Consider the following 25,887-nt stretch of genomic DNA (forward strand, 5'->3'; position numbering starts at 1 on the left):
AGTTTACCATGCGCTTACGGGGAAGCGTATTTCTCACGCGGGAGAGGACATGGCACAGATTGATTTCCGAAAAAAAATAAACTGGCATCGTCGTTACCGTTCACCACAGGGCGTTAAAACCGAACATGAGATCCTGCGGATCTTCGAGAGCGATCGCGGGCGTATCATCAACTCTCCGGCAATTCGTCGTCTGCAACAAAAGACCCAGGTTTTTCCACTGGAGCGCAATGCCGCCGTGCGCACGCGTCTTACCCACTCGATGGAAGTCCAGCAGGTGGGGCGCTACATCGCCAAAGAAATTTTAAGCCGTCTGAAAGAGCTTAAATTGCTGGAAGCATACGGCCTGGATGAACTGACCGGCCCTTTTGAAAGCATTGTTGAGATGTCATGCCTGATGCACGATATCGGCAATCCGCCGTTTGGTCATTTTGGCGAAGCGGCGATAAATGACTGGTTTCGCCAGCGTTTGCACCCGAAAGATGCCGAAAGCCAGCCTCTGACTGACGATCGCTGCAGCGTGGCAGCACTACGTTTACGGGACGGGGAAGAACCGCTTAACGAGCTGCGGCGCAAAATACGTCAGGACTTATGTCATTTTGAGGGTAATGCACAAGGCATTCGTCTGGTGCATACATTGATGCGGATGAATCTCACCTGGGCACAGGTTGGCGGTATTTTAAAATATACTCGTCCGGCGTGGTGGCGTGGTGAAACGCCTGAGACACATCACTATTTAATGAAAAAGCCGGGTTATTATCTTTCTGAAGAAGCCTATATTGCCCGGTTGCGTAAAGAACTTAATTTGGCGCTTTACAGTCGTTTTCCATTAACGTGGATTATGGAAGCTGCCGACGACATCTCCTATTGTGTGGCAGATCTTGAAGATGCGGTAGAGAAAAGAATATTCAGCGTTGAGCAGCTTTATCATCATTTGCACGAAGCGTGGGGCCAGCATGAGAAAGGTTCGCTCTTTTCGCTGGTGGTTGAAAATGCCTGGGAAAAATCACGCTCAAATAGTTTAAGCCGCAGTACGGAAGATCAGTTTTTTATGTATTTACGGGTAAACACCCTAAATAAACTGGTACCCTACGCGGCACAACGATTTATTGATAATCTGCCTGCGATTTTCGCCGGAACGTTTAATCATGCATTATTGGAAGATGCCAGCGAATGCAGCGATCTTCTAAAGCTATATAAAAATGTCGCTGTAAAACATGTGTTTAGCCATCCAGATGTCGAGCAGCTTGAATTGCAGGGCTATCGGGTCATTAGCGGATTATTAGAGATTTATCGCCCTTTATTAAGCCTGTCGTTATCAGACTTTACTGAACTGGTAGAAAAAGAACGGGTGAAACGTTTCCCTATTGAATCGCGCTTATTCCACAAACTCTCGACGCGCCATCGGCTGGCCTATGTCGAGGCTGTCAGTAAATTACCGTCAGATTCTCCTGAGTTTCCGCTATGGGAATATTATTACCGTTGCCGCCTGCTGCAGGATTATATCAGCGGTATGACCGACCTCTATGCCTGGGATGAATACCGACGTCTGATGGCCGTAGAACAATAACCAGGCTTTTGTAAAGACGAACAATAAATTTTTACCTTTTGCAGAAACTTTAGTTCGGAACTTCGCGCTATAAAACGAATCTGAAGAACACAGCAATTTTGCGTTATCTGTTAATCGAGACTGAAATACATGAAAAAAACCACATTAGCACTGAGTGCACTGGCTCTGAGTTTAGGTTTGGCGTTATCTCCGCTCTCTGCAACGGCGGCTGAGACTTCTTCAGCAACGACAGCCCAGCAGATGCCAAGCCTTGCACCGATGCTCGAAAAGGTGATGCCTTCAGTGGTCAGCATTAACGTAGAAGGTAGCACAACCGTTAATACGCCGCGTATGCCGCGTAATTTCCAGCAGTTCTTCGGTGATGATTCTCCGTTCTGCCAGGAAGGTTCTCCGTTCCAGAGCTCTCCGTTCTGCCAGGGGGGCCAGGGCGGTAATGGCGGCGGCCAGCAACAGAAATTCATGGCGCTGGGTTCCGGCGTCATCATTGATGCCGATAAAGGCTATGTCGTCACCAACAACCACGTTGTTGATAACGCGACGGTGATTAAAGTCCAGCTGAGCGATGGTCGTAAGTTCGACGCGAAGATGGTTGGCAAAGATCCGCGCTCTGATATCGCGCTGATCCAGATCCAGAACCCGAAAAATCTGACCGCAATTAAGATGGCGGATTCTGATGCACTGCGCGTGGGTGATTACACCGTAGCAATTGGTAACCCGTTTGGTCTGGGTGAGACGGTAACTTCCGGGATTGTCTCTGCGCTGGGGCGTAGCGGTCTGAATGCCGAAAACTATGAAAACTTCATCCAGACCGATGCTGCGATCAACCGTGGTAACTCCGGTGGTGCGCTGGTTAACCTGAACGGCGAACTGATCGGTATCAACACCGCGATCCTCGCACCGGACGGCGGCAACATCGGTATCGGTTTTGCTATCCCGAGTAACATGGTGAAAAACCTGACCTCGCAGATGGTGGAATACGGCCAGGTGAAACGCGGTGAGCTGGGTATTATGGGGACTGAGCTGAACTCCGATCTGGCGAAAGCGATGAAAGTTGACGCCCAGCGCGGTGCTTTCGTAAGCCAGGTTCTGCCGAATTCTTCCGCCGCGAAAGCGGGCATTAAAGCGGGTGATGTGATCACCTCACTGAACGGTAAGCCAATCAGCAGCTTTGCCGCACTGCGTGCTCAGGTGGGCACTATGCCGGTAGGCAGCAAACTGACCCTGGGCTTACTGCGCGACGGGAAGCAGGTTAACGTGAACCTGGAACTGCAGCAGAGCAGCCAGAATCAGGTTGATTCCAGCACCATCTTCAACGGCATTGAAGGCGCTGAGATGAGCAACAAAGGCAAAGATCAGGGCGTGGTGGTGAACAACGTGAAAACGGGCACTCCAGCTGCGCAGATCGGCCTGAAGAAAGGTGATGTGATTATTGGTGCGAACCAGCAGGCAGTGAAAAACATCGCTGAACTGCGTAAAGTTCTCGACAGCAAACCGTCTGTGCTGGCACTGAACATTCAGCGCGGCGACAGCACCATCTACTTGTTAATGCAGTAATCTCCCTCAACCCCTTCCTGAAAACGGGAAGGGGTTCTCCTTACAATCTGTGAACTTCACCACAACTCCATACATCTTCCTCATCCTTTGGGCATTTGCACAATGCCGTACGTTACGTACTTCCTTATGCTAAGCCGTGCATAACGGAGGACTTATGGCTGGCTGGCATCTTGATACCAAAATGGCGCAGGATATCGTGGCGCGCACCATGCGCATCATTGATACCAATATTAACGTAATGGATGCCCGCGGGCGTATTATCGGCAGCGGCGATCGTGAGCGTATTGGTGAATTGCACGAAGGTGCATTGCTGGTACTTTCACAGGGACGAGTCGTCGATATCGATGACGCGGTGGCACGTCATCTGCACGGTGTGCGGCAGGGGATTAATCTACCGTTACGGCTGGAAGGTGAAATTGTCGGCGTAATTGGCCTGACAGGTGAACCAGAGAATCTGCGTAAATATGGCGAACTGGTCTGCATGACGGCTGAAATGATGCTGGAACAGTCGCGGTTGATGCACCTGTTGGCGCAGGATAGCCGTTTGCGGGAAGAACTGGTGATGAACCTCCTTCAGGCCGAGGAGAATACTCCCGCACTTACTGATTGGGCGCAACGGCTGGGGGTCGATCTCAATCAACCGCGAGTGGTGGCTATTGTTGAGGTCGATAGCGGTCAACTTGGCGTGGATAGCGCAATGGCGGAGTTACAGCAACTGCAAAACGCGCTGACTACACCCGAGCGTAATAATCTGGTGGCGATTGTTTCACTGACCGAAATGGTGGTGTTGAAACCGGCGTTGAATTCGTTTGGGCGCTGGGATGCAGAAGATCATCGTAAGCGAGTTGAACAACTGATTGCCCGCATGAAAGAGTATGGTCAGCTACGTTTTCGCGTTTCGCTGGGTAACTATTTTACCGGACCAGGCAGTATTGCCCGCTCTTATCGTACGGCGAAAACGACGATGGTGGTGGGTAAACAGCGGATGCCCGAAAGTCGCTGCTATTTTTATCAGGATTTGATGTTGCCTGTGTTGCTCGACAGTTTGCGTGGCGATTGGCAGGCCAACGAACTGGCGCGACCGCTGGCGCGGCTGAAAGCGATGGACAATAACGGCTTGCTGCGGCGAACGCTGGCGGCGTGGTTTCGCCACAATGTGCAACCGCTGGCAACGTCAAAGGCGTTGTTTATTCATCGTAATACTCTTGAGTATCGGCTTAATCGTATATCGGAACTGACCGGGCTTGATTTGGGCAATTTTGATGACAGGTTGCTGCTGTATGTGGCGTTACAACTGGATGAAGAGCGGTAGGTCGATTACAAAATTACAGCCGGGTGAGACTTTACCCGGCCCACAGAATGACATTATTTACGCGTCAGTTTTTCCAGATCGGCTTCAATCTCGCTGATCTTATTGGTTACTACTGACTCCAGGTGACGTAAGTCGTCGAGGATCTTACGCTTAAGATCAACTTCGCTGCGGTCACGCTGGCAGATTTGATCTAGCTCATCAATGATATACCGTAGATTCGGGCTGATTTCCTGGACTTCTTTATAACCCTGACCCACACCATCAGCGACGACCGTTTTACGCTGACGCGGATATTTAAACTTCACGCTCTTGGCGAAAAACTCGCCTTTGTCTTTCTGGAAATAGATTTTCAGAATATCGTTGTTGGCTTCCTGCCGGAGGCTGTAACGATCAATTTCTTCAGGATTGGTAATACCCAGACTTTTCAGATTGTCGTACATAGCGTTACCTCAAAATGAGTCAGTAAATTGTGCTTATTTTAGCATTTGGCCTGGCCCGCCCGGCTCGACTGTGATCGCAGAAAGCCTTTTTCTTCCAGACTTCTATCATGGCGTAAAAATCAAAAAATTACCTGCTTTATTCTGGCGATAAAATTCACGTTCTACACCAGTTCCAGCATCGTTACTTCCGGGCGGCTGTTCAGACGCAAACCATATAAACTGCCCACGCCGCGGGTTGTGTAGATGTGTCGTTCGCCAAAGGCATTTAATCCGGCGACGTAACGTTTATCTTCGACAGGGGCAAAAGGTTCACCAACCAACGGTACGCGCAGTTGCCCGCCGTGAGTATGGCCGCACAGCATCAGATCCCAGGGATCATCACGCATGACTTCTTTGCTGTCAGGATTATGCGCCAGCACCAGTCTTGGCAGATTGGCTTCGCTGGCGGGAGGCGGTTTGCATTGTCCGGCCCATAAGTCACCGGTGCCTACCAGTTCGAATTGCCTGTTCGGCGTGGCGATCACCGTAGCCTGGTTAAACAACACCGTGATGCCCACTGATTTCAACGTCTCGCCAATTAAGTGATTTTTTTCTGTACCAACAGGGCGATCGTGGTTGCCGAAGCAGGCAAACGTCGGCGCACATTCGGCAAGGGGGGAGAGTACGTCACTAAACGCCGAAAAATTCAGCGGCATATCAAATAATACGTAATCGCCGCCCAGTAATATCAAATCGGGCTTTTGTTCTATGCCAAGAGCAATCGCGTCAGAAATCAGGCTTAAAGGAACAAAACGAGAGTAATGGAGATCGGCCAGAAAAAGAATTTTGAATGGTGCTGCGTTGTCTTTAAAAAAGGCGAGGCTGTGACGGATTAATTCAAACCAGCCTGGCTCCCAGTAATGCATATAACCGAAACCTGAGCCCGTGGCTATCGTCGCGGCAGTAGCCTGCAAAAATCGGCGGCGTGAAATCATCGCTCATCCCTGCAAAAAAATCGGGCAGCGTCGTGCTGCCCGTGTACATACTTTTAGTCGATGGTACGCAGCAGTTCGTTAATACCAACTTTGCCGCGAGTTTTCGCGTCAACTTTCTTAACGATAACCGCACAGTAGAGGCTGTATTTGCCATCTTTCGACGGCAGATTACCTGACACAACCACAGACCCCGCCGGAACGCGACCGTAGTGGATTTCGCCGGTTTCACGGTCGTAAATACGGGTGCTCTGACCAATGTATACGCCCATAGAGATGACGGAACCTTCTTCGACAATCACCCCTTCAACCACTTCAGAGCGTGCGCCGATGAAGCAGTTATCTTCAATAATGGTCGGGTTAGCCTGCAGCGGCTCCAGCACGCCGCCGATACCCACGCCACCGGAAAGGTGGACGTTTTTACCAATCTGCGCACAGGAACCGACGGTCGCCCAGGTATCAACCATGGTGCCTTCATCAACATATGCGCCGATGTTGACGTAAGACGGCATCAGCACGGTGTTACGGGCAATGAACGCGCCCTGACGCACTGCCGCTGGTGGCACGACGCGGAAGCCTTCTTTCTGGAAACGTGCTTCATCGTAGTTAGCGAATTTCATCGGCACTTTGTCGAAGTAGCGGCTTTCTGCCCCTTCGATCACCTGATTATCATTAATACGGAAAGAGAGCAGCACCGCTTTTTTCAACCACTGATGCGTCACCCACTGACCGTCAATTTTTTCCGCTACACGCAGTGCGCCGGAATCCAGCAGGGCGATCACCTGATTTACCGCTTCGCGGGTAACGGTGTCTGCATTGGCTGGGGTGATCTCGGCACGGCGTTCAAAAGCGGTTTCAATAATGTTCTGTAACTGCTGCATTGTTAAACTCTTTTCATATCAGTAAACACATCACCCTTTATCGTTTGGATTGAGGGCCTCTGTCAACCGCTGATGCACTTCCTGCTGCAACTCGTTATTAAGCGCACGCCGGTCAGCGGTGGCAATTATGAATAAATCTTCTACTCGCTCGCCAATGGTTGTAATTCGGGCACCATGAAGCGAAATTCCCAGATCGGCAAAAATTTTCCCGACTCTTGCCAGCAGTCCAGGTTGGTCGAGGGCGATCAGTTCGAGGAACGATTTGCGGTCGGTATGGGTCGGCAAAAACGTCACTTCGGTTTCAACAGTAAAATGGCGCAATTTGGCAGGCTGGCGACGCGGCTGCGGTGGCTGCCAGCTACTTTGTGTCAGTACTTGCTCCAGACCAAACCGAATAACCTCATGACGATCGGCGGACAGCGGGCTGCCATCGGGTTCCAGCACTATAAAGGTATCCATTGCCATACCGTCGCGAGTGGTGAAAATTTGTGCGTCGTGAACGCTTAAATTGCGGCGGTCTAACTCGGCACACACGGCGGCAAACAGATATGGGCGGTCCGGGCTCCAGATAAAAATCTCCGTGCCACCACGCGTAGCCTGCGGGCTAAGCAATACCAGCGGTTTGCTTAAATCATGCTGTAATAAATGGCGCGCATGCCAGGCCAGTTGATTTGGGCTATGGCGGACAAAATAGTTAGCGCGACAGCGTGACCAGATATGGTGCAGTGCCTCTTCGTCAATATTGTCCATACGCAGTAGCGCCAGCGCCTGTAGCTGGTGATGGCGAACGCGTTCGCGCATATCCGGCGTGTTTTGCATTCCGCGCCGTAGCTGCTTTTCGGTGGCAAAGTAGAGCTCACGCAACAGACTTTGCTTCCAGCTGTTCCACAGTGTTTCGTTGGTGGCGCAAATGTCTGCCACTGTCAGGCATACCAGATAACGCAGACGATTTTCTGTTTGCACTTCTTCGGCAAACTGCTTGATGACTTCCGGATCCTGAATATCGCGGCGCTGAGCTGTCACCGACATCAGCAAGTGCTGGCGAACCAGCCAGGCGACCAGCTGTGTTTCGCGTGAGTTCAGCCCGTGGAGTTCGGCAAAATGCACTACATCCTGAGCACCGAGAATGGAGTGGTCGCCGCCGCGTCCTTTGGCGATATCGTGAAACAGCGCGGCGATGAAAATCAGCTCAGTTGACGGCAGGCGCGGCCAGACGTCCACACACAACGGATGGCGCTGTCGTGTTTCTTCACTGGCAAAACTCTCCAGTTTCAACATCACGCGGATAGTATGTTCATCCACCGTATAGGCGTGGAACAGGTCAAACTGCATCTGCCCGACGATATGCGACCATTGCGGCATATACGCGCCGAGCACGCTATGGCGATGCATTGGCAATAGTCCGCGTCGCACCGCTCCGGGGTGGCGTAGAATGCTCAAAAACAGTTTTCGCGCTTCCGGAATATTACACAGAGGTTGTTGCAGGTGGCGACGGGCGTGGCGCAACTGGCGCAGCGTGGTGGAGTAAATGCCGGTGATCGCACTGTTGCGCACCATGGTGTAGAACATACGCAAGATGGCTTCCGGCTGGCGCATAAACAGTGTTTCATCGCGCAGGTCGATTAGCGTACCGCGTAGCTGAAACTCATCGTCGATTGGACGTGGTTTTTCGTCGGCGGGCAGGGCGAGGATGGCTTCATCGAACAGTTGCAGCAGCATCTGGTTGAGTTCGCTGACGCGGCGTGTAACGCGGAAGTAATCCTTCATCATCTGCTCGACGGGTTCGTTACCTTCGCCACTGTAATTCAGACGCTGGGCGACGCTAAGTTGGCGATCAAACAGCAGGCGATTATCGTAACGGCTGACGACCAGATGCAGGGCAAAGCGAATACGCCACAATATATGCAGACATTCGTTTAATTCCGCCCGTTCCGCTGAGGTTAAGAAGCCAAATCCAACCATCTCATCCAGCGATGTTGCGCCAAAATGACGGCGGGCAACCCATTGCAGAGTGTGGATATCGCGCAAGCCGCCGGGGCTACTTTTGATGTCTGGTTCAAGGTTGTAGCTGGTGCCGTGGTAACGCTGATGGCGCTGGTTCTGTTCTTCAACTTTCGCCGCGTAGAACTTGTCGGAAGGCCAGAATCCTTCGCTAAAAATATGTTTTTGCAGTTCGAGGAACAGCGCAACATCGCCAATTAATAAGCGGGATTCGATTAAATTGGTGGCGACGGTTAAATCCGATAACCCTTCCAGCATGCACTCTTCAAGCGTGCGCACGCTATGACCCACTTCCAGCTTTACATCCCAGAGCAGCGTTAACAGCTCGCCCACTTTTTGCGCCTGATCGTCCGGGAGCTTTTTACGGCTTAAAATCAGTAAATCGATGTCAGAAAGTGGATGCAGCTCGCCACGACCGTAGCCACCGACGGCGACCAATGCCAGGTCGGCAATCTGGCTGAATCCCGCTTCAATCCATAACCGTTGCAGGAGCTGGTCGATAAACTCGGTACGCGCCTCAATCAACTGTTCTGCAGAGATCCCATTGTCAAAGGCATCACCCAGCCAACGCTGGAAAGTATCAATATGGGCTTTTATCCCACAAACGGTTAATTCATCACGGGGCCAGGCGCATGGATTTTGCGGTTGACCAGGCAGGGTGGGGAGAGCGGTGTTTGCGTACTGTTCTGGAAGGGTATTCATTGTGCGCCACCCATAAGATTAAATTATCGCATTAAAAAAGCCGGCATTCGCCGGCTTCATCTTATTCGTCGTGCGAGATTATCGCCGGGATGGTGTCATCCTTGCGTAACGTCAGAATTTCGCAGCCGTTATCAGTCACCACAATAGTATGCTCATATTGTGCAGACAAGCTGCGATCTTTGGTTTTTACCGTCCAGCCATCTTTCATGGTGCGGATCTCTTTTTTGCCCGCGTTGACCATTGGCTCGATGGTGAAGGTCATCCCCGGTTTCAGCACGACGTTGGTTTCACGGGAGTCATAGTGCAGCACCTGCGGTTCTTCGTGGAAGCCGCGACCAATACCGTGTCCGCAATATTCACGAACGACGGAGAAGCCTTCTGCTTCGACAAATTTCTGAATCGCCGCACCGATTTCGCGCAGATTAATGCCCGGTTTTACCATGCGCAGCGCCAGGTAAAGGCTCTCTTGCGTTACGCGGCACAGACGTTCGCCCATGATGGTTGGCTTACCGACGATAAACATTTTTGAGGTATCGCCGTGGAAACCATCTTTGATTACAGTGACGTCGATGTTAACGATATCGCCATCTTTCAGCAGCTTGGCGTCGTCCGGGATACCGTGGCATACCACTTCATTAATAGAGATACACACGGATTTCGGATAGCCGTGATAGCCGAGGCAGGCAGAAACCGCGTGTTGTTCATTAACAATGTAATCATTACAGATGCGATCCAGCTCGCCGGTGCTGACGCCCGGTTTAACATACGGTTCGATCATTTCCAGCACTTCGGCAGCCAGTCGGCCAGCGACGCGCATTTTTTCGATATCTTCTGGGGTCTTGATTGAGATAGCCATTAATTCTGTCCATCAGCGTCGGTGATACCGACAATATATATGTAAGTGTCGTCAATGGTATCACACCCGGGCAAATTGAGAATCATTCTGAATTTCGCCAAACGTGCCACTGAACGTTTTCTATAATAGAAAATTCATCGTCTGATGCTGTACACAGCGCCAACAATTATTGGTGTCCACGACGTATTTGTGGTATAAAGCGCGCCGGACTTCCGATCCATTTCGTATACACAGACTGGACGGAAGCGACAATCTCACTTTGTGTAACAACACACACGTATCGGCACATATTCCGGGGTGCCCTTTAGGGTCGGTAATATGGGATACGTGGAGGCATAACCCCAACTTTTATATAGAGGTTTTAATCATGGCAACTGTTTCCATGCGCGACATGCTCAAGGCTGGTGTTCACTTCGGTCACCAGACCCGTTACTGGAACCCGAAAATGAAGCCGTTCATCTTCGGTGCGCGTAACAAAGTTCACATCATCAACCTTGAGAAAACTGTACCGATGTTCAACGAAGCTCTGGCTGAACTGAACAAGATTGCTTCTCGCAAAGGTAAAATCCTTTTCGTTGGTACTAAACGCGCTGCAAGCGAAGCGGTGAAAGACGCTGCTCTGAGCTGCGACCAGTTCTTCGTGAACCATCGCTGGCTGGGCGGTATGCTGACTAACTGGAAAACCGTTCGTCAGTCCATCAAACGTCTGAAAGACCTGGAAACTCAGTCTCAGGACGGTACTTTCGACAAGCTGACCAAGAAAGAAGCGCTGATGCGCACTCGTGAGCTGGAGAAACTGGAAAACAGCCTGGGCGGTATCAAAGACATGGGCGGTCTGCCGGACGCTCTGTTTGTAATCGATGCTGACCACGAACACATTGCTATCAAAGAAGCAAACAACCTGGGTATTCCGGTATTTGCTATCGTTGATACCAACTCTGATCCGGACGGTGTTGACTTCGTTATCCCGGGTAACGACGACGCAATCCGTGCTGTGACCCTGTACCTGGGCGCTGTTGCTGCAACCGTACGTGAAGGCCGTTCTCAGGATCTGGCTTCCCAGGCGGAAGAAAGCTTCGTAGAAGCTGAGTAATAAGGCTTGATAACTCCCCCAAAATAGTTCGAGTTGCAGAAAGGCGGCAAGCTCGAGAATTCCCGGGAGCTTACATCAGTAAGTGACCGGGATGAGCGAGCGAAGACAACGCATCTGCGGCGCGAAATATGAAGGGGGAGAGCCCTTATAGACCAGGTAGTACACGTTTGGTTAGGGGGCCTGCATATGGCCCCCTTTTTCACTTTTATATCTGTGCGGTTTAATGCCGGGCAGATCACATCTCCGAGGATTTTAGAATGGCTGAAATTACCGCATCCCTGGTAAAAGAGCTGCGTGAGCGTACTGGCGCAGGCATGATGGATTGCAAAAAAGCACTGACTGAAGCTAACGGCGACATCGAGCTGGCAATCGAAAACATGCGTAAGTCCGGTGCTATTAAAGCAGCGAAAAAAGCAGGCAACGTTGCTGCTGACGGCGTGATCAAAACCAAAATCGACGGCAACTACGGCATCATTCTGGAAGTTAACTGCCAGACTGACTTCGTTGCAAAAGACGCTGGTTTCCAGGCGTTCGCAGACAAAGTTCTGGACGCAGCTGTTGCTGGCAAAATCACTGACGTTGAAGTTCTGAAAGCACAGTTCGAAGAAGAACGTGTTGCGCTGGTAGCGAAAATCGGTGAAAACATCAACATTCGCCGCGTTGCTGCGCTGGAAGGCGACGTTCTGGGTTCTTATCAGCACGGTGCGCGTATCGGCGTTCTGGTTGCTGCTAAAGGCGCTGACGAAGAGCTGGTTAAACACATCGCTATGCACGTTGCTGCAAGCAAACCAGAATTCATCAAACCGGAAGACGTTTCCGCTGAAGTGGTAGAGAAAGAATACCAGGTTCAGCTGGATATCGCGATGCAGTCTGGTAAGCCGAAAGAAATCGCAGAGAAAATGGTTGAAGGCCGCATGAAGAAATTCACCGGCGAAGTTTCTCTGACCGGTCAGCCGTTCGTTATGGAACCAAGCAAAACTGTTGGTCAGCTGCTGAAAGAGCATAACGCTGAAGTGACTGGCTTCATCCGCTTCGAAGTAGGTGAAGGCATCGAGAAAGTTGAGACTGACTTTGCAGCAGAAGTTGCTGCGATGTCCAAGCAGTCTTAATTATTGAAAAGGAGCCGCCTGAGGGCGGCTTCTTTTTGCGCCCATCTTGTAAATTCAGCTAACCCTTATGGGGCTGCGCTGAAAAGCGACGTACAATGTCGCCGGTATTAATTCATTTCAATCGTTGACAGTCTCAGGAAAGAAACATGGCTACCAATGCAAAACCCGTCTATAAACGCATTCTGCTTAAGTTGAGTGGCGAAGCTCTGCAGGGCACGGAAGGCTTCGGTATTGATGCAAGCATACTGGATCGCATGGCTCAGGAAATCAAAGAACTGGTTGAACTGGGTATTCAGGTTGGTGTGGTGATTGGTGGGGGTAACCTGTTCCGTGGCGCTGGTCTGGCGAAAGCGGGTATGAACCGCGTTGTGGGCGACCACATGGGGATGCTGGCGACCGTAATGAACGGCCTGGCAATGCGTGATGCACTGCACCGCGCCTATGTGAACGCTCGTCTGATGTCCGCTATTCCATTGAATGGCGTGTGCGACAGCTACAGCTGGGCAGAAGCTATCAGCCTGTTGCGCAACAACCGTGTGGTGATCCTCTCCGCCGGTACAGGTAACCCGTTCTTTACCACCGACTCTGCAGCTTGCCTGCGTGGTATCGAAATTGAAGCTGATGTGGTGCTGAAAGCAACCAAAGTTGACGGCGTGTTTACCGCTGATCCGGCGAAAGATCCAACCGCAACCATGTACGAGCAACTGACTTACAGCGAAGTGCTGGAAAAAGAGCTGAAAGTCATGGACCTGGCGGCCTTCACGCTGGCTCGTGACCATAAATTACCGATTCGTGTTTTCAACATGAACAAACCGGGTGCGCTGCGCCGTGTGGTAATGGGTGAAAAAGAAGGGACTTTAATCACGGAATAATTCCCGTGATGGATAAATAAGGGTAAGATTCCGCGTAAGTATCGCGGGGGCGTAAGTCTGGTTATAAGGCGTTATTGTTGCAGGCAGTTTGGTCACGGCCAGCGCGCAGCAACCGGAGCGTACACAAGTACGTGAGGATGGCGAGCACTGCCCCGGGCCAAAATGGCAAATAAAATAGCCTAATAATCCAGACGATTACCCGTAATATGTTTAATCAGGGCTATACTTAGCACACTTCCACTGTGTGTGACTGTCTGGTCTGACTGAGACAAGTTTTCAAGGATTCGTAACGTGATTAGCGATATCAGAAAAGATGCTGAAGTACGCATGGATAAATGCGTAGAAGCGTTCAAAACCCAAATCAGCAAAATACGCACGGGTCGTGCTTCTCCCAGCCTGCTGGATGGCATTGTCGTGGAATATTACGGCACGCCGACGCCACTGCGTCAGCTGGCAAGCGTAACGGTAGAAGATTCCCGTACTCTGAAAATCAACGTGTTTGATCGTTCAATGTCTCCGGCCGTTGAAAAAGCGATTATGGCGTCCGATCTTGGCCTGAACCCGAACTCTGCGGGTAGCGACATCCGTGTTCCGCTGCCGCCGCTGACGGAAGAACGTCGTAAAGATCTGACCAAAATCGTTCGTGGTGAAGCAGAACAAGCGCGTGTTGCAGTACGTAACGTGCGTCGTGACGCGAACGACAAAGTGAAAGCACTGTTGAAAGATAAAGAGATCAGCGAAGACGACGATCGCCGTTCTCAGGACGATGTACAGAAACTGACTGATGCTGCAATCAAGAAAATTGAAGCGGCGCTGGCAGACAAAGAAGCAGAACTGATGCAGTTCTGATTTCTTGAACGACAAAAAACGCCGCTCAGTAGATCCTTGCGGATCGGCTGGCGGCGTTTTGCTTTTTATTCTGTCTCAACTCTGGATGTTTCATGAAGCAACTCACCATTCTGGGCTCGACCGGCTCGATTGGTTGCAGCACGCTGGACGTGGTGCGCCATAATCCCGAACACTTCCGCGTAGTTGCGCTGGTGGCAGGCAAAAATGTCACTCGCATGGTAGAGCAGTGCCTGGAATTCTCTCCCCGCTATGCCGTAATGGACGATGAAGCGAGTGCGAAACTTCTTAAAACGATGCTACAGCAACAGGGTAGCCGCACCGAAGTCTTAAGTGGGCAACAAGCCGCTTGCGATATGGCAGCGCTTGAGGATGTTGATCAGGTGATGGCAGCCATTGTTGGCGCAGCTGGCCTGTTACCTACGCTTGCTGCGATCCGCGCGGGTAAAACCATTTTGCTGGCCAATAAAGAATCACTGGTCACTTGCGGACGTCTGTTTATGGACGCCGTAAAGCAGAGCAAAGCGCAATTGTTACCAGTCGATAGCGAACATAACGCCATTTTTCAGAGTTTACCGCAACCTATCCAGCATAATCTGGGATACGCTGACCTTGAGCAAAATGGCGTGGTGTCCATTTTGCTTACCGGGTCTGGTGGCCCTTTCCGTGAGACGCCATTGCGCGATTTGGCAACAATGACGCCGGATCAAGCCTGCCGTCATCCGAACTGGTCGATGGGGCGTAAAATTTCTGTCGATTCGGCTACCATGATGAACAAAGGTCTGGAATACATTGAAGCGCGTTGGTTGTTTAACGCCAGTGCCAGCCAGATGGAAGTGCTGATTCATCCGCAGTCAGTGATTCACTCAATGGTGCGTTATCAGGACGGCAGTGTTCTGGCGCAGTTGGGTGAACCGGATATGCGTACGCCAATTGCCCACACCATGGCCTGGCCGAATCGCGTGAACTCTGGTGTGAAGCCGCTCGATTTTTGCAAACTCAGTGCGTTGACATTTGCCGCACCGGATTATGATCGCTATCCATGCCTTAAACTGGCAATGGACGCGTTCGAACAAGGCCAGGCTGCGACGACTGCATTGAATGCCGCAAACGAAATCACCGTTGCAGCCTTTCTTGCGCAACAAATCCGCTTTACGGATATCGCCGCGTTGAATTTATCCGTACTGGAAAAAATGGATATGCGCGAACCACAATGCGTGGACGATGTGTTATCTGTTGATACGAACGCGCGTGAAGTCGCCAGAAAAGAGGTGACGCGTCTCGCAAGCTGAGGATAATCCGGCTACAGAGAGTCGTGCTATTTGTTAGCGTAGGGCTTCAGTGATATAGTCTGCGCCATCTGACCATAAGTAGTTGGCTTTATAAGGTCAGGTATGCCGTGGTTTTACACGGCTTTTTTTTGTATAGGCTTCAGTATTCCTGAGTACCGTAAACCCTGTCAGGGAATAAGAAACGCGTGATGTTGTCTGCTACTCAACCACTTAGCGAAAAATTGCCAGTACATGGCTGTCGTCATGTTGCGATCATTATGGACGGCAATGGTCGCTGGGCAAAAAAGCAAGGGAAGATTCGTGCCTTTGGGCATAAAGCCGGGGCAAAATCCGTCCGCCGGGCTGTCTCTTTTGCGGCCAACAACGGTATTGAGGCGTTAACGCTGTATGCCTTTAGTAGTGAAAACTGGAACCGACCAGCGCAGGAAGTCAGTGCGTTAATGGAACTGTTTGTGTGGGCGCTTGATAGCGAAGTAAAGAGTCTGCACCGACATAACGTGCGTCTGCGTATTATTGGCGATACCAGTCGCTTTAACTCGCGTTTGCAAGAACGTATTCGTAAATCGGAAGCGCTAACAGCCGGAAATACCGGTCTAACGCTGAATATTGCGGCGAACTACGGTGGACGTTGGGATATAGTCCAGGGAGTCAGGCAACTGGCTGAAAAGGTGCAGCAAGGAAACCTGCAACCAGATCAGATAGATGAAGAGATGCTAAACCAGCATGTCTGTATGCATGAACTGGCCCCTGTAGATTTAGTAATTAGGACTGGGGGGGAGCATCGCATTAGTAACTTTTTGCTTTGGCAAATTGCCTATGCCGAACTTTACTTTACAGATGTTCTCTGGCCCGATTTCGATGAACAAGACTTTGAAGGGGCGTTAAATGCCTTTGCTAATCGAGAGCGTCGTTTCGGCGGCACCGAGCCCGGTGATGAAACAGCCTGATGGGGGTCGCTTTTGCTGAAGTATCGCCTGATATCTGCTTTTGTGTTAATACCCGTCGTCATCGCGGCGTTGTTTCTGTTGCCGCCGGTGGGGTTCGCCATTGTAACGCTGGTGGTCTGCATGCTGGCAGCGTGGGAATGGGGACAGCTTAGCGGTTTTACCACTCGCTCGCAGCGAGTATGGTTGGCGGTGTTATGTGGGTTATTGTTGGCGCTGATGCTTTTTCTGTTGCCGGAATATCACCGAAATATTCATCAACCGCTGGTTGAAATCTCACTTTGGGCTTCGCTGGGTTGGTGGATTGTCGCGCTATTGCTGGTGCTGTTTTACCCAGGTTCCGCAGCAATCTGGCGTAACTCTAAAACATTGCGCATTATTTTTGGCGTGCTAACCATTGTTCCCTTCTTCTGGGGCATGCTGGCGTTACGGGCCTGGCACTACGACGAGAATCATTACAGTGGCGCAATATGGCTGCTCTATGTCATGATCCTGGTATGGGGCGCTGACTCTGGCGCATATATGTTTGGCAAATTGTTTGGTAAACATAAGCTGGCACCGAAGGTTTCTCCGGGTAAAACCTGGCAAGGCTTTATCGGTGGACTCGCAACTGCAGCGGTAATCTCATGGGGTTATGGCATGTGGGCGAATCTCGACGTCGCTCCCGTCACCTTACTCATTTGCTCTATTGTCGCAGCGTTAGCCTCAGTGCTCGGCGATCTGACCGAGAGTATGTTTAAGCGTGAAGCAGGAATTAAGGACAGCGGTCATTTAATTCCAGGACACGGTGGTATTTTAGATCGTATTGATAGTCTGACGGCTGCGGTACCGGTCTTTGCTTGCTTGTTGTTACTGGTATTCAGGACGCTTTAACGGAAGGTAATATGCTGAGTTTTCTCTGGGATTTGGCTTCGTTCATCGTTGCACTGGGTGTACTTATCACCGTGCATGAATTTGGTCATTTCTGGGTTGCCCGGCGTTGTGGTGTTCGCGTTGAGCGTTTCTCAATAGGTTTTGGCAAGGCGCTCTGGCGCCGAACTGATAAGCTAGGCACCGAATATGTCATCGCCCTGATCCCGTTGGGCGGTTATGTCAAAATGCTGGATGAGCGCGCAGAACCGGTTGTTCCGGAACTCCGCCACCATGCCTTCAATAATAAATCTGTCGGCCAACGTGCGGCGATTATTGCCGCAGGTCCGGTTGCAAACTTCATTTTTGCTATCTTTGCCTACTGGCTGGTTTTTATTATTGGTGTACCTGGCGTACGTCCGGTGGTTGGCGAAATAGCAGCCAATTCGATAGCTGCGGAAGCACAAATTGCACCAGGTACGGAACTAAAAGCCGTAGATGGTATCGAAACGCCTGATTGGGATGCCGTGCGTTTGCAGTTGGTCGATAAAATTGGCGATGAAAGCACCACCATTACGGTGGCGCCATTTGGCAGCGACCAACGACGGGATGTAAAGCTCGATTTACGTCATTGGGCGTTTGAGCCTGATAAAGAAGATCCGGTATCTTCGCTGGGGATTCGTCCTCGTGGCCCGCAAATTGAACCTGTACTGGAAAATGTGCAGCCAAACTCGGCCGCAAGCAAGGCAGGTTTGCAAGCAGGCGACAGGATCGTTAAAGTCGATGGTCAGCCCTTAACGCAGTGGGTGACCTTTGTGATGCTTGTCCGGGATAACCCGGGTAAATCCTTAGCGTTAGAAATCGAAAGACAGGGGAGTCCCTTGTCTTTGACATTAATCCCGGAGAGTAAACCGGGTAATGGTAAGGCGATTGGTTTTGTCGGTATTGAGCCGAAAGTCATTCCTTTGCCAGATGAGTATAAAGTTGTACGCCAGTATGGGCCGTTCAACGCCATCGTCGAAGCCACGGACAAAACGTGGCAGCTGATGAAGCTGACGGTCAGTATGCTGGGAAAATTGATCACCGGTGATGTGAAACTGAACAACCTCAGTGGGCCGATCTCTATCGCCAAGGGGGCTGGGATGACAGCGGAACTCGGGGTTGTTTATTACCTGCCGTTTCTTGCGCTTATTAGCGTGAACTTAGGGATAATTAACCTGTTTCCGTTGCCCGTACTTGACGGGGGGCATCTGCTGTTCCTTGCGATCGAAAAGATCAAGGGCGGACCGGTATCCGAGCGGGTTCAAGACTTTTGTTATCGCATTGGCTCGATTCTGCTGGTGCTGTTAATGGGGCTTGCACTTTTCAATGATTTCTCTCGGTTATGAGAGTTAGTTAGGAAGAACGCATAATAACGATGGCGATGAAAAAGTTGCTCATAGCGTCGCTGCTGTTTAGCAGCGCCACCGTATACGGTGCTGAAGGGTTCGTAGTGAAAGATATTCATTTCGAAGGCCTTCAGCGTGTCGCCGTTGGTGCGGCCCTCCTCAGTATGCCGGTGCGCACAGGCGACACGGTTAATGATGAAGATATCAGTAATACCATTCGCGCTCTGTTTGCTACCGGCAACTTTGAGGATGTTCGCGTCCTTCGTGATGGTGATACCCTTCTGGTTCAGGTAAAAGAACGTCCGACCATTGCCAGCATTACTTTCTCCGGTAACAAATCGGTGAAAGATGACATGCTGAAGCAAAACCTCGAGGCTTCTGGCGTGCGTGTGGGCGAATCCCTCGATCGCACCACCATTGCCGATATCGAGAAAGGTCTGGAAGACTTCTACTACAGCGTCGGTAAATATAGCGCCAGCGTTAAAGCTGTCGTGACCCCGCTGCCGCGCAACCGTGTTGACCTCAAACTGGTGTTCCAGGAAGGTGTATCAGCTGAAATCCAGCAAATTAACATTGTTGGTAACCATGCTTTCACCACCGACGAACTGATCTCTCATTTCCAACTGCGTGACGAAGTGCCGTGGTGGAACGTGGTAGGCGATCGTAAATACCAGAAACAGAAACTGGCAGGCGACCTTGAAACCCTGCGCAGCTACTATCTGGATCGCGGTTATGCTCGTTTCAACATTGACTCTACCCAGGTCAGTCTGACGCCAGATAAAAAAGGTATTTACGTCACGGTGAACATCACCGAAGGCGATCAATACAAGCTTTCTGGCGTTGAAGTGAGCGGTAACCTTGCCGGGCACTCCGCTGAAATTGAGCAGTTGACTAAGATCGAGCCGGGTGAGCTGTATAACGGCACCAAAGTGACCAAAATGGAAGATGACATTAAAAAGCTTCTCGGTCGCTACGGTTATGCCTATCCGCGCGTACAGTCGATGCCTGAAATTAACGATGCTGACAAAACCGTTAAATTACGCGTGAACGTTGATGCGGGTAACCGTTTCTACGTGCGTAAGATCCGTTTTGAAGGTAACGATACCTCGAAAGATGCCGTCCTGCGTCGCGAAATGCGTCAGATGGAAGGTGCATGGCTGGGGAGCGATCTGGTCGATCAGGGTAAGGAGCGTCTGAATCGTCTGGGCTTCTTTGAAACTGTCGATACCGATACCCAACGTGTTCCGGGTAGCCCGGACCAGGTTGATGTAGTCTACAAGGTGAAAGAACGTAACACCGGTAGCTTCAACTTCGGGATTGGTTACGGTACTGAAAGTGGCGTGAGCTTCCAGGCTGGTGTGCAACAGGATAACTGGTTAGGTACGGGTTATGCTGTTGGTATCAACGGGACCAAAAACGATTACCAGACCTATGCTGAACTGTCGGTAACCAACCCGTACTTCACCGTAGATGGCGTAAGCCTCGGTGGTCGTCTCTTCTATAATGACTTCCAGGCAGATGACGCCGACCTGTCCGACTATACCAACAAGAGTTATGGTACAGACGTGACGTTGGGCTTCCCGATCAACGAATATAACTCGCTGCGTGCAGGTCTGGGTTATGTACATAACTCCCTGTCCAACATGCAGCCTCAGGTTGCGATGTGGCGTTATCTGTACTCTATGGGTGAACATCCGAGTACCTCTGATCAGGATAACAGCTTCAAAACGGACGACTTCACGTTCAACTATGGTTGGACCTATAACAAGCTTGATCGTGGTTACTTCCCGACAGATGGTTCACGTGTCAACCTGACCGGTAAAGTGACCATTCCGGGATCGGATAACGAATACTACAAAGTGACGTTAGACACGGCGACTTATGTGCCGATCGATGACGATCACAAATGGGTTGTTCTGGGTCGTACCCGCTGGGGTTATGGTGATGGTTTAGGCGGCAAAGAGATGCCGTTCTACGAGAACTTCTATGCCGGTGGTTCCAGCACCGTGCGTGGCTTCCAGTCCAATACCATTGGTCCGAAAGCAGTTTACTTCCCGCATCAGGCCAGTAATTATGATCCGGACTATGATTACGAATGTGCGACTCAGGACGGCGCGAAAGACCTGTGTAAATCGGATGATGCTGTAGGCGGTAACGCTATGGCGGTTGCCAGCCTCGAGTTCATCACCCCGACGCCGTTCATTAGCGACAAGTATGCTAACTCGGTTCGTACTTCCTTCTTCTGGGATATGGGTACCGTTTGGGATACAAACTGGGATTCCAGCCAATATTCTGGATATCCGGACTATAGTGATCCAAGCAATATCCGTATGTCTGCGGGTATCGCATTACAATGGATGTCCCCATTGGGGCCGTTGGTGTTCTCCTACGCCCAGCCGTTCAAAAAGTACGATGGAGACAAGGCAGAACAGTTCCAGTTTAACATCGGTAAAACCTGGTAAGTGTTCTCCACAAAGGAATGTAGTGGTAGTGTAGCGATGACTTTAGGCGATCAATATAAGATCGCCGGGCCACGCAAAGAACTGCACCCTCCGGTGCAAATGGGATGGTAAGGAGTTTATTGTGAAAAAGTGGTTATTAGCTGCAGGTCTCGGTTTAGCACTGGCAACTTCTGCTCAGGCGGCTGACAAAATTGCAATCGTCAATATGGGCAGCCTGTTCCAGCAGGTAGCGCAGAAAACCGGTGTTTCTAACACGCTGGAAAATGAGTTCAAAGGCCGTGCCAGCGAACTGCAGCGTATGGAAACCGATCTGCAGGCTAAAATGAAAAAGCTGCAGTCCATGAAAGCGGGCAGCGATCGTACCAAACTGGAAAAAGACGTGATGGCTCAGCGCCAGACTTTTGCTCAGAAAGCGCAGGCTTTTGAGCAGGATCGCGCTCGTCGTTCCAACGAAGAACGCGGCAAACTGGTTACTCGTATCCAGACTGCTGTGAAATCCGTTGCCAACAGCCAGGATATCGATCTGGTTGTTGATGCAAACGCCGTTGCTTACAACAGCAGCGATGTAAAAGACATCACTGCTGACGTACTGAAACAGGTTAAATAAGTAATGCCTTCAATTCGACTGGCTGATTTAGCGCAGCAGTTGGATGCAGAACTACACGGTGATGGCGATATCGTCATCACCGGCGTTGCGTCCATGCAATCTGCACAAACAGGTCACATCACGTTCATGGTTAACCCAAAATACCGTGAGCATTTAGGCTTGTGCCAGGCGTCCGCGGTTGTCATGACCCAGGACGATCTTCCTTTCGCGAAAAGTGCCGCGCTGGTAGTGAAGAACCCCTACCTGACTTACGCGCGCATGGCGCAAATTTTAGATACCACGCCGCAGCCCGCGCAGAACATTGCACCCAGTGCGGTGATCGACGCGACGGCGAAGCTGGGTAACAACGTATCGATTGGCGCTAACGCGGTGATTGAGTCCGGCGTTGAACTGGGCGATAACGTGATTATCGGTGCCGGTTGCTTCGTAGGTAAAAACAGCAAAATAGGTGCAGGTTCGCGTCTCTGGGCGAACGTAACCATTTACCATGAGATCCAGATCGGTCAGAATTGCCTGATCCAGTCCGGAACAGTGGTAGGCGCAGACGGCTTTGGTTATGCCAACGATCGGGGTAACTGGGTGAAGATCCCGCAGATTGGTCGCGTAATTATTGGCGATCGCGTGGAGATCGGCGCATGTACTACCATCGATCGCGGCGCGCTGGATGACACTGTTATTGGCAATGGTGTGATCATTGATAACCAGTGCCAGATTGCACATAACGTCGTGATTGGCGACAATACGGCGGTTGCCGGTGGCGTCATTATGGCGGGAAGCCTGAAAATTGGTCGTTACTGCATGATCGGCGGAGCCAGCGTAATCAACGGGCATATGGAAATATGCGACAAAGTGACGGTTACGGGCATGGGTATGGTGATGCGTCCCATCACTGAACCAGGCGTCTATTCCTCAGGCATTCCGCTGCAACCCAACAAAGTCTGGCGCAAAACCGCTGCACTGGTGATGAACATTGATGACATGAGCAAGCGTTTGAAATCGCTTGAGCGCAAGGTTAATCAACAAGACTAACGTTCCATCTTTTGTTCGCCAAACTTTACGGCCTGTCTCATTCTTACGATTGCGGCAGGCCGTGTTATTATTGTCGTTTCTTATATTTTGACAGGAAGAGTATCTTGACTACTAACACTCATACTCTGCAGATTGAAGAGATTTTAGAACTTCTGCCGCACCGTTTCCCGTTCTTACTGGTGGATCGCGTGCTGGATTTTGAAGAAGGTCGTTTTCTGCGCGCAGTAAAAAATGTCTCTGTCAATGAGCCATTCTTCCAGGGCCATTTTCCTGGAAAACCGATTTTCCCGGGTGTGCTTATTCTGGAAGCAATGGCACAGGCAACAGGTATTCTGGCGTTTAAGAGCGTAGGAAAACTGGAACCGGGCGAGCTGTACTACTTCGCCGGTATTGACGAAGCGCGCTTCAAGCGCCCGGTCGTGCCAGGCGATCAAATGATCATGGAAGTCACTTTCGAAAAAACGCGCCGCGGCCTGACCCGTTTTAAAGGGGTTGCTCTGGTCGACGGTAAAGTAGTTTGCGAAGCAACGATGATGTGTGCTCGTAGCCGGGAGGCCTGATACGTGATTGATAAATCCGCCTTTGTGCATCCAACCGCCATTGTGGAAGAGGGCGCATCGATTGCCGCCAATGCTCACATTGGTCCTTTTTGTATCGTTGGACCCCATGTCGAAATTGGTGAGGGTACCGTACTGAAATCTCACGTTGTCGTGAATGGTCATACTAAAATTGGCCGCGACAATGAGATTTATCAGTTCGCCTCCATCGGCGAAGTCAACCAGGATCTTAAATATGCTGGCGAACCGACCCGTGTGGAAATCGGCGATCGTAACCGCATTCGCGAAAGCGTCACCATTCATCGTGGCACAGTCCAGGGCGGTGGATTGACGAAGGTGGGCAGCGACAACTTACTGATGATCAACGCGCACATTGCGCACGATTGTACGGTAGGTAACCGCTGCATCCTCGCCAACAACGCAACGCTGGCGGGTCATGTATCGGTAGACGACTTCGCGATCATCGGCGGCATGACCGCAGTCCATCAGTTCTGCATCATTGGTGCGCACGTGATGGTTGGCGGCTGTTCCGGTGTGGCGCAGGACGTCCCTCCTTATGTCATTGCGCAGGGTAACCACGCAACGCCGTTCGGTGTCAACATCGAAGGGCTGAAGCGCCGCGGATTCAGCCGTGAGGCGATTACCGCTATCCGCAATGCGTATAAGCTGATTTATCGCAGCGGTAAAACGCTCGATGAAGTGAAACCGGAAATTGCCGAACTGGCGGAAACATATCCGGAAGTAAAAGCCTTTACCGATTTCTTTGCACGCTCAACGCGCGGTCTGATTCGTTAATGACTGAACAGCGTCCATTAACGATTGCCCTGGTCGCCGGAGAAACCTCCGGCGATATCCTGGGGGCCGGTTTAATCCGTGCTCTGAAAGAACGTGTGCCCAACGCTCGCTTTGTTGGCGTTGCCGGGCCACGAATGCAGGCCGAAGGCTGCGAAGCCTGGTACGAAATGGAAGAGTTGGCGGTGATGGGCATTGTTGAAGTGCTCGGTCGTCTGCGTCGCTTACTGCATATTCGTGCCGATCTGACAAAGCGTTTTGGCGAACTGAAGCCAGATGTTTTTGTCGGCATTGATGCACCTGACTTCAATATTACCCTCGAAGGTAATCTTAAAAAGCAGGGTATCAAAACCATTCATTACGTCAGTCCGTCCGTCTGGGCGTGGCGACAGAAACGCGTTTTCAAAATAGGCAGAGCCACCGATCTGGTGCTCGCATTTCTGCCTTTCGAAAAAGCGTTTTATGACAAATACAACGTGCCGTGCCGTTTTATCGGTCACACCATGGCTGATGCCATGCCGTTAGATCCAGATAAAAACGCCGCGCGTGATGTGCTGGGGATCCCTCACGATGCTCACTGTCTTGCGTTGCTGCCGGGAAGCCGTGGTGCGGAAGTGGAGATGCTGAGTGCCGATTTCCTGAAAACGGCCCAGCTTTTGCGTCAGACATATCCCGATCTCGAGATCGTGGTGCCGCTGGTGAATGCCAAACGCCGCGAGCAGTTTGAGCGTATCAAAGCTGAAGTCGCACCGGACCTTGCTGTTCATCTGCTGGATGGAATGGGCCGTGAGGCGATGGTCGCCAGTGATGCGGCGCTACTGGCGTCGGGTACGGCAGCCCTGGAGTGCATGCTGGCGAAATGCCCGATGGTGGTGGGATATCGCATGAAGCCTTTTACCTTCTGGCTGGCGAAGAGGCTGGTGAAAACCGAGTATGTCTCGCTACCAAATTTGCTGGCGGGCAGAGAGTTAGTCAAAGAGTTATTGCAGGAAGAGTGTGAGCCGCAAAAACTGGCTGCGGCGCTGTTACCGCTGTTGGCGAATGGGAAAACCAGTCACGCGATGCACGATACCTTCCGTGAACTGCATCAGCAGATCCGCTGCAATGCCGATGAGCAGGCGGCACAAGCCGTTCTGGAGTTAGCACAATGATCGAATTTGTTTATCCGCACACGCAGCTGGTTGCGGGTGTGGATGAAGTCGGACGCGGGCCGTTGGTTGGCGCGGTGGTTACCGCTGCTGTAATCCTTGACCCGGCGCGCCCGATTGCCGGGCTGAATGATTCCAAAAAGCTGAGCGAAAAACGCCGTCTGGCGCTCTGTGAAGAGATCAAAGAGAAAGCGTTAAGCTGGAGTCTGGGCCGCGCGGAACCCCACGAAATCGACGAACTGAACATTCTTCATGCGACCATGCTGGCGATGCAGCGCGCCGTCGCGGGGCTGCATATTGCGCCAGAATATGTGTTGATTGATGGTAACCGCTGCCCAAAATTACCGATGCCTTCGATGGCAGTGGTGAAAGGCGATAGCCGCGTACCGGAAATCAGTGCTGCGTCTATCCTGGCGAAAGTGACGCGCGACGCTGAAATGGCGGCGCTGGATATTGTTTTCCCGCAATATGGTTTTGCCCAGCACAAAGGGTATCCAACCGCTTTTCATCTGGAAAAACTGGCTGAATATGGCGCGACTGAACATCATCGTCGCAGCTTTGGGCCTGTCAAACGCGCACTGGGACTTGCGTCCTGATTCTTGTGTCGAGATTAAG

Annotated in this window: 23 protein-coding genes; 18 read left to right on the forward strand and 5 right to left on the reverse strand. The window is 51.2% G+C overall.

The genetic code is table 11. The features are described from left to right. Positions 1–49: 49 nt before the first annotated feature. The 3 genes from dgt (at position 50) to cdaR (ending at position 4,433) form a co-directional block, all read left to right on the forward strand. Positions 50–1,567 carry a dGTPase gene (gene dgt, locus FQZ95_RS11780; RefSeq protein ID WP_160530214.1) on the forward strand — a complete coding sequence of 506 codons (1,518 nt, stop codon included), beginning with the start codon at positions 50–52 and terminating at the stop codon, positions 1,565–1,567. Positions 1,568–1,696: 129 nt separating this feature from the next. Further along, positions 1,697–3,121, forward strand: a complete 1,425-nt coding sequence (degP, locus tag FQZ95_RS11785; protein WP_000753942.1) for a serine endoprotease DegP — start codon at positions 1,697–1,699, stop codon at positions 3,119–3,121. A 154-nt stretch (positions 3,122–3,275) separates the two neighbouring features. Next, a complete protein-coding gene (cdaR, locus tag FQZ95_RS11790; protein ID WP_088541426.1) occupies positions 3,276–4,433 on the forward strand; it encodes a DNA-binding transcriptional regulator CdaR in 1,158 nt (385 codons plus the stop codon). Positions 4,434–4,486: 53 nt separating this feature from the next. Here the strand turns inward: cdaR and FQZ95_RS11795 are convergent, their stop codons facing one another. The 5 genes from FQZ95_RS11795 to map form a co-directional block, all read right to left on the reverse strand. Then, on the reverse strand, positions 4,487–4,873 hold the full coding sequence (locus tag FQZ95_RS11795; protein ID WP_000272188.1) for a DUF3461 family protein: 387 nt from the start codon (positions 4,871–4,873) through the stop codon (positions 4,487–4,489). Between the two features lie 161 nt (positions 4,874–5,034). After that, positions 5,035–5,847, reverse strand: coding sequence for a phosphodiesterase YaeI (gene yaeI, locus FQZ95_RS11800; RefSeq protein WP_160530215.1), 813 nt, complete (start codon positions 5,845–5,847; stop codon positions 5,035–5,037). A gap of 53 nt (positions 5,848–5,900) precedes the next feature. Further along, the gene (gene dapD, locus FQZ95_RS11805; protein ID WP_001186656.1) at positions 5,901–6,725 is read right to left on the reverse strand and encodes a 2,3,4,5-tetrahydropyridine-2,6-dicarboxylate N-succinyltransferase; all 825 of its coding nucleotides are present in this window, start codon (positions 6,723–6,725) and stop codon (positions 5,901–5,903) included. A gap of 30 nt (positions 6,726–6,755) precedes the next feature. Beyond that, the gene (gene glnD, locus FQZ95_RS11810; RefSeq protein WP_160530216.1) at positions 6,756–9,428 is read right to left on the reverse strand and encodes a bifunctional uridylyltransferase/uridylyl-removing protein GlnD; all 2,673 of its coding nucleotides are present in this window, start codon (positions 9,426–9,428) and stop codon (positions 6,756–6,758) included. A 61-nt stretch (positions 9,429–9,489) separates the two neighbouring features. Next, positions 9,490–10,284, reverse strand: coding sequence for a type I methionyl aminopeptidase (map, locus tag FQZ95_RS11815; RefSeq protein ID WP_001018199.1), 795 nt, complete (start codon positions 10,282–10,284; stop codon positions 9,490–9,492). Positions 10,285–10,651: 367 nt separating this feature from the next. On the opposite strand from map, the gene rpsB reads away from it, so the two are divergent. The 15 genes from rpsB to rnhB all read left to right on the forward strand — a co-directional run bounded on the left by rpsB (position 10,652) and on the right by rnhB (position 25,868). Further along, positions 10,652–11,377 carry a 30S ribosomal protein S2 gene (gene rpsB, locus FQZ95_RS11820; RefSeq protein ID WP_000246882.1) on the forward strand — a complete coding sequence of 242 codons (726 nt, stop codon included), beginning with the start codon at positions 10,652–10,654 and terminating at the stop codon, positions 11,375–11,377. 257 nt (positions 11,378–11,634) lie between these two features. Then, positions 11,635–12,486, forward strand: a complete 852-nt coding sequence (tsf, locus tag FQZ95_RS11825) for a translation elongation factor Ts (RefSeq protein WP_000818114.1) — start codon at positions 11,635–11,637, stop codon at positions 12,484–12,486. Positions 12,487–12,632: 146 nt separating this feature from the next. After that, positions 12,633–13,358 carry a UMP kinase gene (gene pyrH, locus FQZ95_RS11830; protein ID WP_000224573.1) on the forward strand — a complete coding sequence of 242 codons (726 nt, stop codon included), beginning with the start codon at positions 12,633–12,635 and terminating at the stop codon, positions 13,356–13,358. A gap of 291 nt (positions 13,359–13,649) precedes the next feature. Beyond that, positions 13,650–14,207 carry a ribosome recycling factor gene (gene frr / locus FQZ95_RS11835; protein ID WP_000622418.1) on the forward strand — a complete coding sequence of 186 codons (558 nt, stop codon included), beginning with the start codon at positions 13,650–13,652 and terminating at the stop codon, positions 14,205–14,207. Positions 14,208–14,299: 92 nt separating this feature from the next. After that, entirely contained in the window at positions 14,300–15,496 is a 1,197-nt protein-coding gene (gene ispC / locus FQZ95_RS11840; protein ID WP_032183242.1) for a 1-deoxy-D-xylulose-5-phosphate reductoisomerase, read from the forward strand. 188 nt (positions 15,497–15,684) lie between these two features. Beyond that, a complete protein-coding gene (gene ispU, locus FQZ95_RS11845) occupies positions 15,685–16,443 on the forward strand; it encodes a (2E,6E)-farnesyl-diphosphate-specific ditrans,polycis-undecaprenyl-diphosphate synthase (RefSeq protein WP_001517776.1) in 759 nt (252 codons plus the stop codon). 12 nt (positions 16,444–16,455) lie between these two features. Then, entirely contained in the window at positions 16,456–17,313 is an 858-nt protein-coding gene (gene cdsA / locus FQZ95_RS11850) for a phosphatidate cytidylyltransferase (protein ID WP_000922437.1), read from the forward strand. Positions 17,314–17,324: 11 nt separating this feature from the next. Continuing rightward, complete coding sequence (rseP, locus tag FQZ95_RS11855; RefSeq protein ID WP_001295561.1) at positions 17,325–18,677, forward strand: sigma E protease regulator RseP; 1,353 nt, start codon at positions 17,325–17,327, stop codon at positions 18,675–18,677. 29 nt (positions 18,678–18,706) lie between these two features. Further along, entirely contained in the window at positions 18,707–21,139 is a 2,433-nt protein-coding gene (gene bamA / locus FQZ95_RS11860; RefSeq protein WP_001240896.1) for an outer membrane protein assembly factor BamA, read from the forward strand. Between the two features lie 121 nt (positions 21,140–21,260). Further along, positions 21,261–21,746, forward strand: a complete 486-nt coding sequence (gene skp, locus FQZ95_RS11865) for a molecular chaperone Skp (protein ID WP_000758956.1) — start codon at positions 21,261–21,263, stop codon at positions 21,744–21,746. A gap of 3 nt (positions 21,747–21,749) precedes the next feature. After that, positions 21,750–22,775, forward strand: a complete 1,026-nt coding sequence (lpxD, locus tag FQZ95_RS11870) for a UDP-3-O-(3-hydroxymyristoyl)glucosamine N-acyltransferase (RefSeq protein ID WP_001139282.1) — start codon at positions 21,750–21,752, stop codon at positions 22,773–22,775. 104 nt (positions 22,776–22,879) lie between these two features. Then, complete coding sequence (fabZ, locus tag FQZ95_RS11875) at positions 22,880–23,335, forward strand: 3-hydroxyacyl-ACP dehydratase FabZ (RefSeq protein ID WP_000210739.1); 456 nt, start codon at positions 22,880–22,882, stop codon at positions 23,333–23,335. Between the two features lie 3 nt (positions 23,336–23,338). Beyond that, on the forward strand, positions 23,339–24,127 hold the full coding sequence (lpxA, locus tag FQZ95_RS11880) for an acyl-ACP--UDP-N-acetylglucosamine O-acyltransferase (protein WP_000565958.1): 789 nt from the start codon (positions 23,339–23,341) through the stop codon (positions 24,125–24,127). Continuing rightward, positions 24,127–25,275, forward strand: coding sequence for a lipid-A-disaccharide synthase (lpxB, locus tag FQZ95_RS11885; RefSeq protein WP_032183243.1), 1,149 nt, complete (start codon positions 24,127–24,129; stop codon positions 25,273–25,275). Before lpxA ends, lpxB begins: the two co-directional genes overlap by 1 nt. Further along, positions 25,272–25,868: a ribonuclease HII gene (gene rnhB, locus FQZ95_RS11890; protein WP_000569424.1), complete on the forward strand. Its 597-nt coding sequence runs from the start codon at positions 25,272–25,274 to the stop codon at positions 25,866–25,868. Before lpxB ends, rnhB begins: the two co-directional genes overlap by 4 nt. Positions 25,869–25,887 lie beyond the last annotated feature (19 nt).

The sequence above is a fragment of the Escherichia sp. HH41S genome, assembly GCF_009820115.1.
In the GTDB taxonomy this organism is placed as follows: Bacteria; Pseudomonadota; Gammaproteobacteria; order Enterobacterales; family Enterobacteriaceae; genus Escherichia; species Escherichia coli_F.